Below are 7485 nucleotides of genomic sequence, written 5' to 3'. Positions count from 1 at the left end.
CGGCGAAACAAAGGTCAGCGATTACACCGGCACAAGACCTTGCATTCTTGGTCGCAAGTCACGCAATAAAACGGTTCGATACGAGACGTGGCGCTACAAACGACATAACAGGTTCGAACGAATGCTGTAGCAGGGTGAAGAAAAGACCGGCTTCGCCTAGGTGGGATTTACAAAGCAATATATTTTGCTAGCAAGAATGGCTGATAGACTTTCAGCCGCGCAAAAAGGCTTTGAACAGGAAAACTAAATTTTTTTAAAAGATTTAGGGAAAAAGTGGTGAGCCGTGATGGGTTCGAACCATCGACCTACTGATTAAAAGTCAGTTGCTCTACCAACTGAGCTAACGGCCCACTGAGCGCGTATCTAGAAAGCGCAGAGCATCGGGTCAACCCCGAAAATCATGTAAATGCACACAATGTCTGGATTCATTTCAAGCGCGTCTCTATATGCGCGGATATGGTAGCGAAAGCAGCGTATAAACTGCCGTTCATGAAGATGCATGGGCTAGGCAACGACTTTGTCGTCTTTGATGAGCGCGAGAGCGGGCCTGTCGTGACGCAGGCGTTGGTGATTGCGATGGCTGATCGTCATTGTGGCGTCGGTTATGATCAGCTTGTTGCCATTCGGAATCATCCGACTGAGGATATTGAACTGGTATTCTGGAACGCGGATGGCAGCATTGCAGGGGCCTGTGGAAATGCAACGCGCTGTATCGCAGGCTGGGAGTTGGCACGTCTTGGCGAGGTCGCTCTGAGCATACGAACAGAACGCGGTATTTTGCGGGCGACCGATGCAGGCTATGGCCAGATAGAAGTGAACATGGGCCAGCCGCTCGTGCTCTGGGATGAGATACCTTTGGCGGAAGAGCTTGATACTTTGAGCCTCCCTATTGAAGGCAATCCAGTCGCGACGGGAATGGGAAATCCACATTGCACCTTCTTTGTGCAAGACATCGAGGCCATTGACCTAGAGGCTTTGGGGCCAACAATAGAACACCACCCCTTGTTCCCCGAGCGTACCAATGTGCAGATTGCACAGATGATCAGCCCTGAGCGGATTCGTATGCGGGTTTGGGAACGCGGTGTCGGGATTACCTTGGCTTCAGGTTCATCGTCTTGTGCTGTTGCCGTCGCAGCGTCGCGTCGTGGTTTGATCGATCATCAGGCGACGCTTGTGCTTGACGGTGGCGAGATCGGGATCAAGATTTTGCCAAGCGGGGTTCATATGACAGGCGCATGGGCGCATGTGTTTGATGGTCTATGGCGAGGCGTAAGATGAGCGCGCCGAAGTTCACAACGCTCGGCTGTCGATTGAATGCATATGAAACTGAAGCCATGAAGGAGCTGTCGGGGGCCGCAGGGCTTTCGAACGCGGTGGTTGTGAACACATGCGCAGTCACCGCGGAAGCCGTGCGCAAAGCGCGCCAAGAGATTCGAAAATTGCGCCGTGAGAACCCTGATGCACGTTTGATTGTGACAGGATGTGCCGCACAGACAGAGCCAGAAACATTTGCTGCTATGACCGAAGTCGATGCCGTCATCGGAAACACTGAAAAAATGCATGCTGATACATGGGCAGGTCTCGCAGCTGATTTTATTGGCGAGACTGAAGCAGTGCAAGTCGACGACATCATGTCAGTCACCGAAACCGCTGGGCATTTGATTGATGGTTTTGGCACGCGCAGTCGTGCCTATGTGCAAGTTCAGAACGGGTGTGATCACCGTTGCACGTTTTGTATCATTCCTTATGGGCGGGGAAATTCGCGTTCTGTGCCCGCAGGCGTTGTTGTTGAGCAGATCAAACGGCTTTTGGGAAAAGGTTACAATGAAGTTGTCCTAACGGGTGTCGATTTGACATCGTGGGGTGCTGATTTGCCAGCGGAGCCTAAGTTGGGCGATTTGGTAATGCGGATCCTCAAGCTTGTTCCGGATTTACCCCGTCTTCGAATTAGCTCGATCGATTCTATCGAGGTTGACGAAAATTTGATGCAAGCGATTGCGACGGAGCCACGTCTGATGCCACATCTTCATCTCAGTTTGCAGGCAGGGGATGATATGATCTTGAAGCGTATGAAACGTCGCCATCTTCGTGACGACGCTATCGCGTTTTGTGAGGAAGCCAAGCGTTTGCGCCCGGATATGACCTATGGTGCAGATATTATTGCAGGCTTTCCGACTGAAACGGATGCGATGTTCGAGAATTCCCTCAAGCTGGTGGAAGAGTGTGATCTGACATGGTTGCACGTGTTTCCCTATTCACCGCGCAATGGCACGCCCGCGGCGCGCATGCCTGCGGTAAATGGTAAGATTATCAAAGAACGTGCTTCGCAGCTTCGCGCCGCAGGAGAGCGTCAAGTGAGCGCGCATCTCGATCAGCAGGTTGGAAAGACGCATCACATTTTGATGGAAAACTCAAAGATGGGGCGCACGGAACAATTTACAGAAGTGCGGTTTGAAACTGATCAGCGTGAAGGTCAGATCGTCACGGCACAGATAAACGGCCAATCAGGTACTCAGCTTACGGCGTAGGGGTACAATTCTTTTACAAAAAGGAATTGCAAAAGTCTTCGTGAAGACTTTTTCTGCGCCCATGCATCCAAATCCGATTTTTCATAAAACCGACGCCCAACATAGTCTCGCCTTCGCACGAGAGCGGAGCTTTGGCACGCTCGCAATGAACGCTGATCCTGTTCCATTGTTTGCACATATTCCGTTTTTGTTAAACGACACAGCGAGTTATGCGGATTTACACTTGGTCCGCTCTAACCCGATTGTGCGTGCGCTTTCAACGGCAAAGCAAAACGCGCGGCTCGCGGTTACGGCCCCTGATAGCTATATTTCACCAGACTGGTACGAGGTTAAAGATCAGGTTCCGACATGGAATTATGTTGCCGTGCATTTTATCGGAGTATTAGAATTACAGCCGCAAGAGCATTTGCACGCGTTGCTTGACCGGCAATCATCACATTTCGAGAGTCAGCTTTTGCCCAAGGCACCGTGGACGTCTGACAAAATGAGTGAGCGTGTCATGGAAAAGATGATGCGCGCTATCGTGCCTGTTCGGTTCCATATTGAAGACATGCAGAGCACATGGAAGCTTGGTCAGAACAAGCCTGATGTGGTTCGAAAAAGCGCAGCCAAACATGTGGCTGAGCACAATTTGGGTTCGGACACATCAGCTCTTGCAGAATGGATGGAAACTCCGCCATCTTCAAAGTGAATTCATAAAAGGACGTTTCAGATGAAGCTTTTCTATAGTCCCGCCTCTCCCTACGCGCGCAAAGTTATAGTTTTGCTGCATGAAACAGCTCAGCTAGACGATGTTGAGTTGGTTGAAGGATCCGGCACCCCCCTCGCACCAAATGCTGACATCATTCAAAAGAACCCGATGGGTAAGATTCCAGCGTTAGAACGCCCAGACGGCGCAACGCTTTACGATAGCCGCGTGATCTGTGCGTTCCTAGACGCGCGCAAGGGTGACAAGCTGTACCCCTCCGGAACACGCCGCTGGGAGACTTTAACCTTAGAAGCCACCGGCGACGGGATCATGGATGCCGCGCTGTTGATGACTTATGAGGGACGTCTTCGTCCGCAAGAGCTTCAGATGGAGACTTTTGTTGATGCTCAATACGGGAAAATTGCCCAAGCTTGTGCAGCGCTCAACACGCGATGGATGAGCCATCTTGCTGGTCCGATTGATATGGGACAAGTCGCAGTGGCTTGCGCGCTTGGCTATGTTGATTTCCGCCACGGTCACCGTGAATGGCGTAAGGGCAATGATGCGCTTGCAACGTGGTTCGAAAGTTTCAGCGAACGTGCATCTATGCTGGCGACAATGCCGCCTGCGTCTTAAAAGCTATAGCTGACACCGACATTGATCGCATTGGTGATGATGTCGGTGTTCAATGATCCGCCTCCGACCAACTCGGCCTTGTTGGAAGAATAGGTGAATTGATACTCACCAAAAAGCGCCCAGTTGTTGGTCAGATCATATTTCATACCAGCAGTGAGACGCACGGCTGGGCCAGTCAGTTGATACCCCAGCGTTTGATGACCGTTCGCGGACGTTACATCCACGTGCGGCAGAGCGAGACCAAGTCCAGCACCAACGTAGGGTGTGAAAGAGCCAAAACGGTCGTTCCAGCGTTTCATTATATTCAGTGTGATGATGTTATGCCCGTCAGTAAACTCCATGCGGTTGAAGCCAATTGCGCTGCGCTCTGCAGCAGGGGCGTAAGTCTTCGCATGGGTCAGCTCCGCGCCGAAGCCAAGATCAGAGCGCTGCCACCACATGACACGCGCCCCATAGTAAGGGGGTGGCGCGAAGCTTTTGCCTTCCCAACCGATCAATGCGTCAAACGGTGCCCCTGTGCCGGGGTAGTTTCCAGTGACACGGCTGTGCGGGGAGCTTTGTGTGCCGCCGTAAAAACTCAGCTCGATTTGTGCGCTTACCGGGGCGGAGAGGGACAACAAAACCGTCAGGCTGGCGAAGAACGATAGAATCAAGCGCATTGAAAACCCTCACAAGGCGATTTTTGAGCGAAATATTTAACTTTATCTTCTCATATAGATGTTTGAAGACCCTCTCAACCGCGACACATCGGCGCTAATTACATTCCTATGCTTTGCTTGCTGGACGAGTTGTCTTTGTAGCGCTAGATACCCCTCGAACCGGTCGCGGGGATTCCCTTTTCGAATCCTCGCGGCTCGACGCGTTTTTTGCCGCAATGTCATACCGACCAGCGGCCCAGATATGGAGAGAACCTCGTGTCCCACGCAGACGAAAACGAAGGCACCCGTAGGGATTTCCTCTACTACGCAACAGCGGGCGCTGGAGCAGTGACAGTTGGTGCAGCCGCTTGGCCGCTTGTGAACCAGATGAACCCATCTGCTGATGTGAGGGCGCTGTCCTCAATTCAGGTTGACGTATCGGGCATCGAGCCTGGAACTCAATTGACGGTCAAATGGCTTGGTAAGCCGGTTTTCATTCGACGTCGCACCGAGGCAGAGATTGCGGAAGCCCGTGATGTTGACCTCGCTGTTTTGATCGATGGAGACGCGCGTAACACCAACCTTGGTGAAGTTGACGCTTCCGATGAAAACCGTTCGCTGGATGAAACAGGCGAATGGCTGGTCATGATGGGCGTGTGTACACACCTAGGCTGCGTTCCGCTTGGCGATGGCGCTGGCGACTACAATGGTTGGTTCTGCCCATGCCACGGTTCGCACTACGACACATCTGGCCGTATCCGCAAAGGACCTGCACCGACGAACCTTCCGGTTCCGCCAGTCGCCTTTGTAGACGACTCAACAATTAAACTCGGTTAAGGGAGAGCATACACATGTCTGGAATTCCTCACGACCATTACGAGCCGCAGTCAAACGGCGCAAAGTGGGTGCACTCGCGCCTGCCTGTCATTGGCTTGCTCTACGACACCATCATGATTCCAACGCCAAAGAACCTCAATTGGATGTGGATCTGGGGTATTATTTTGACGTTCTGTCTCGCGATGCAAATCATCACGGGCGTTATCCTTGCAATGCACTACACACCGCATGTTGATCTTGCGTTCGCGTCTGTCGAACACATCATGCGCAACGTAAATGGCGGTCACATGATCCGCTATCTGCACCAGAACGGCGCATCTTTGTTCTTTGTTGCGGTCTACGCGCACATTTTCCGTGGTCTTTACTACGGCTCATACAAGAGCCCGCGTGAAATCACATGGATCATTGGTATGCTGATCTTCGTTCTGATGATGGGCGCAGGTTTCATGGGCTACGTTCTTCCATGGGGTCAGATGTCCTTCTGGGGTGCGACCGTTATCACGGGTCTGTTCGGTGCGATCCCATTCGTGGGTGAGGCAATTCAAACGTTGCTGCTCGGCGGTCCTGCCGTTGATAACGCGACGCTGAACCGCTTCTTCTCGTTGCACTACTTGTTGCCGTTTGTGATTGCCGGACTTGTGATTGTTCACATCTGGGCGTTCCACACGACAGGCAACAACAACCCAACGGGTGTTGAAGTTCGCCGCACATCTAAAGCAGACGCAGAGAAAGACACGCTTCCATTCTGGCCCTACTTCGTGATCAAAGACTTGTTCGCGCTTGCGGTCATCTTGGCTGTGTTCTTCGCAATTGTTGGCTTCATGCCGAACTATTTGGGTCACCCAGATAACTATATTGAAGCAAACGCGCTGGCGACGCCTGCACACATTGTTCCTGAGTGGTACTTCTTGCCATTCTACGCAATCTTGCGCGCGTTCACATCTGAAGTCTGGATCGTAATCTTCTTTGAATTCATCTCAGGTGGTATCATCGACGCGAAGTTCTTCGGTGTTCTTGCGATGTTCGGTGCGATCATCGTGATGGCGCTGGCACCTTGGCTCGATACATCGTCTGTGCGCTCCGGTCGTTACCGCCCAATGTTCAAGTGGTGGTTCTGGATCTTGGTAGCAGACTTTGTGTTCCTCACATGGCTAGGTGCAATGCCAGCAGAAGAGCCATATGCGACGCTCTCGTTGATCGGTTCTGCCTACTGGTTCGGTTACTTCCTAGTGATCTTGCCACTGTTGGGTGTAATCGAGAAACCATTGCCACAGCCTGCCACAATCGAAGAAGACTTTGCTGCTCACTACGGCAAGTCCGACGCGACACCGGCTGAATAAGAAAGGACTGAGGACAATGTTTAAGAAACTCAGCATCGCAGCGATTGCTGCACTGGCCCTCACATCCGGCGCGTTTGCGGCGGGTGGCGGCGATCAAAAGATCGAAAACATCGATTTCTCTTTCGATGGGCCATTCGGTAAATTCGATCAGAACCAGCTCCAGCGTGGCCTTCAGGTCTACACCGAAGTTTGTTCTGCTTGCCATGGCCTGAAGTATGTGCCCCTTCGCACGCTTGCAGATGAGGGCGGCCCACACTTGCCCGAAGATCAGGTTCGCGCGTATGCCGCTGAAAACTTCGAAGTTTACGATGAGTCGATTGAGGATTTCCGCACGGCTACGCCGGTTGACCACTTCCCTGAAAATAACGGCGCAGGCGCACCTGACCTATCTATGATGGCTAAGGCGCGCGCGGGCTTTCATGGTCCTTACGGCACAGGTATCAACCAGTTGCTGAAAGGTATGGGCGGCCCTGACTACATTGCATCCTTGCTCCTTGGCTACACTGGCGAAGAGAAAGAAGAAGCAGGCGTAACTCTGTATGAAAATACGGCGTTCCCAGGTGGTTGGATTTCCATGGGCCCCCCGCTCTATGGTGAAGACGTTGATTACAACGACGGACACGCCAATGACTTGCGTAGCATCTCTGAAGACGTTTCTGCATTCTTGATGTGGACAGCGGAGCCAAAGATGATGGCACGTAAGCAGGCTGGTTTCGTATCCGTGTTCTTCCTGACGGTTCTTTCTGTTCTCTTGTATCTCACGAACAAGCGGATCTGGGCACCAATCAAAGGAAAAGGTCGTAAAGAGAGCTGATCTC

At 52.2% G+C, this 7485-nt stretch carries 8 protein-coding genes and 1 tRNA gene; 7 read left to right on the top strand and 2 right to left on the bottom strand.

The window, feature by feature from the left end:
* Nucleotides 1–274: 274 nt before the first annotated feature.
* Nucleotides 275–350, bottom strand: a tRNA-Lys gene (locus ACTG3Z_RS14430).
* 106 nt (nt 351–456) lie between these two features.
* Between ACTG3Z_RS14430 and dapF the strand changes: the two genes are divergently transcribed.
* The 4 genes from dapF to ACTG3Z_RS14410 all read left to right on the top strand — a co-directional run bounded on the left by dapF (nt 457) and on the right by ACTG3Z_RS14410 (nt 3852).
* Entirely contained in the window at nt 457–1278 is an 822-nt protein-coding gene (gene dapF / locus ACTG3Z_RS14425) for a diaminopimelate epimerase (protein WP_439143760.1), read from the top strand.
* A complete protein-coding gene (gene mtaB, locus ACTG3Z_RS14420; RefSeq protein WP_439143759.1) occupies nt 1275–2528 on the top strand; it encodes a tRNA (N(6)-L-threonylcarbamoyladenosine(37)-C(2))-methylthiotransferase MtaB in 1254 nt (417 codons plus the stop codon). Before dapF ends, mtaB begins: the two co-directional genes overlap by 4 nt.
* Before the next feature lie 61 nt (nt 2529–2589).
* Nucleotides 2590–3219 carry an FMN-binding negative transcriptional regulator gene (locus ACTG3Z_RS14415; RefSeq protein ID WP_439143761.1) on the top strand — a complete coding sequence of 210 codons (630 nt, stop codon included), beginning with the start codon at nt 2590–2592 and terminating at the stop codon, nt 3217–3219.
* Nucleotides 3220–3240: 21 nt separating this feature from the next.
* A complete protein-coding gene (locus tag ACTG3Z_RS14410; protein ID WP_439143758.1) occupies nt 3241–3852 on the top strand; it encodes a glutathione S-transferase in 612 nt (203 codons plus the stop codon).
* On the opposite strand, the gene ACTG3Z_RS14405 is transcribed toward ACTG3Z_RS14410, so the two are convergent.
* Complete coding sequence (locus ACTG3Z_RS14405) at nt 3849–4511, bottom strand: outer membrane protein (protein ID WP_439143757.1); 663 nt, start codon at nt 4509–4511, stop codon at nt 3849–3851. The two genes, ACTG3Z_RS14410 and ACTG3Z_RS14405, sit on opposite strands and share 4 nt — an antisense overlap.
* A gap of 255 nt (nt 4512–4766) precedes the next feature.
* Between ACTG3Z_RS14405 and petA the strand changes: the two genes are divergently transcribed.
* From petA to ACTG3Z_RS14390, 3 genes are read left to right on the top strand one after another with little or no spacing between them, the layout of a single operon-like run.
* On the top strand, nt 4767–5327 hold the full coding sequence (gene petA, locus ACTG3Z_RS14400; RefSeq protein ID WP_439143756.1) for a ubiquinol-cytochrome c reductase iron-sulfur subunit: 561 nt from the start codon (nt 4767–4769) through the stop codon (nt 5325–5327).
* A gap of 14 nt (nt 5328–5341) precedes the next feature.
* Nucleotides 5342–6667, top strand: coding sequence for a cytochrome b (gene petB, locus ACTG3Z_RS14395; protein WP_439143755.1), 1326 nt, complete (start codon nt 5342–5344; stop codon nt 6665–6667).
* A gap of 16 nt (nt 6668–6683) precedes the next feature.
* On the top strand, nt 6684–7481 hold the full coding sequence (locus ACTG3Z_RS14390) for a cytochrome c1 (RefSeq protein WP_439143754.1): 798 nt from the start codon (nt 6684–6686) through the stop codon (nt 7479–7481).
* Nucleotides 7482–7485 lie beyond the last annotated feature (4 nt).

It is taken from the genome of Planktotalea sp. (genome assembly GCF_965659345.1).
In the GTDB taxonomy this organism is placed as follows: domain Bacteria; phylum Pseudomonadota; class Alphaproteobacteria; order Rhodobacterales; family Rhodobacteraceae; genus Planktotalea.
This window is presented reverse-complemented; position numbering and strand designations above follow the sequence as displayed.

Coding starts and splice junctions, on each gene's coding strand:
- dapF (WP_439143760.1), top strand. CDS start 457: ATGGTAGCGAAAGCAGCGTATAAACTGCCGTTCATGAAGATGCATGGG.
- mtaB (WP_439143759.1), top strand. CDS start 1,275: ATGAGCGCGCCGAAGTTCACAACGCTCGGCTGTCGATTGAATGCATAT.
- ACTG3Z_RS14415 (WP_439143761.1), top strand. CDS start 2,590: ATGCATCCAAATCCGATTTTTCATAAAACCGACGCCCAACATAGTCTC.
- ACTG3Z_RS14410 (WP_439143758.1), top strand. CDS start 3,241: ATGAAGCTTTTCTATAGTCCCGCCTCTCCCTACGCGCGCAAAGTTATA.
- ACTG3Z_RS14405 (WP_439143757.1), bottom strand. CDS start 4,511: ATGCGCTTGATTCTATCGTTCTTCGCCAGCCTGACGGTTTTGTTGTCC.
- petB (WP_439143755.1), top strand. CDS start 5,342: ATGTCTGGAATTCCTCACGACCATTACGAGCCGCAGTCAAACGGCGCA.
- ACTG3Z_RS14390 (WP_439143754.1), top strand. CDS start 6,684: ATGTTTAAGAAACTCAGCATCGCAGCGATTGCTGCACTGGCCCTCACA.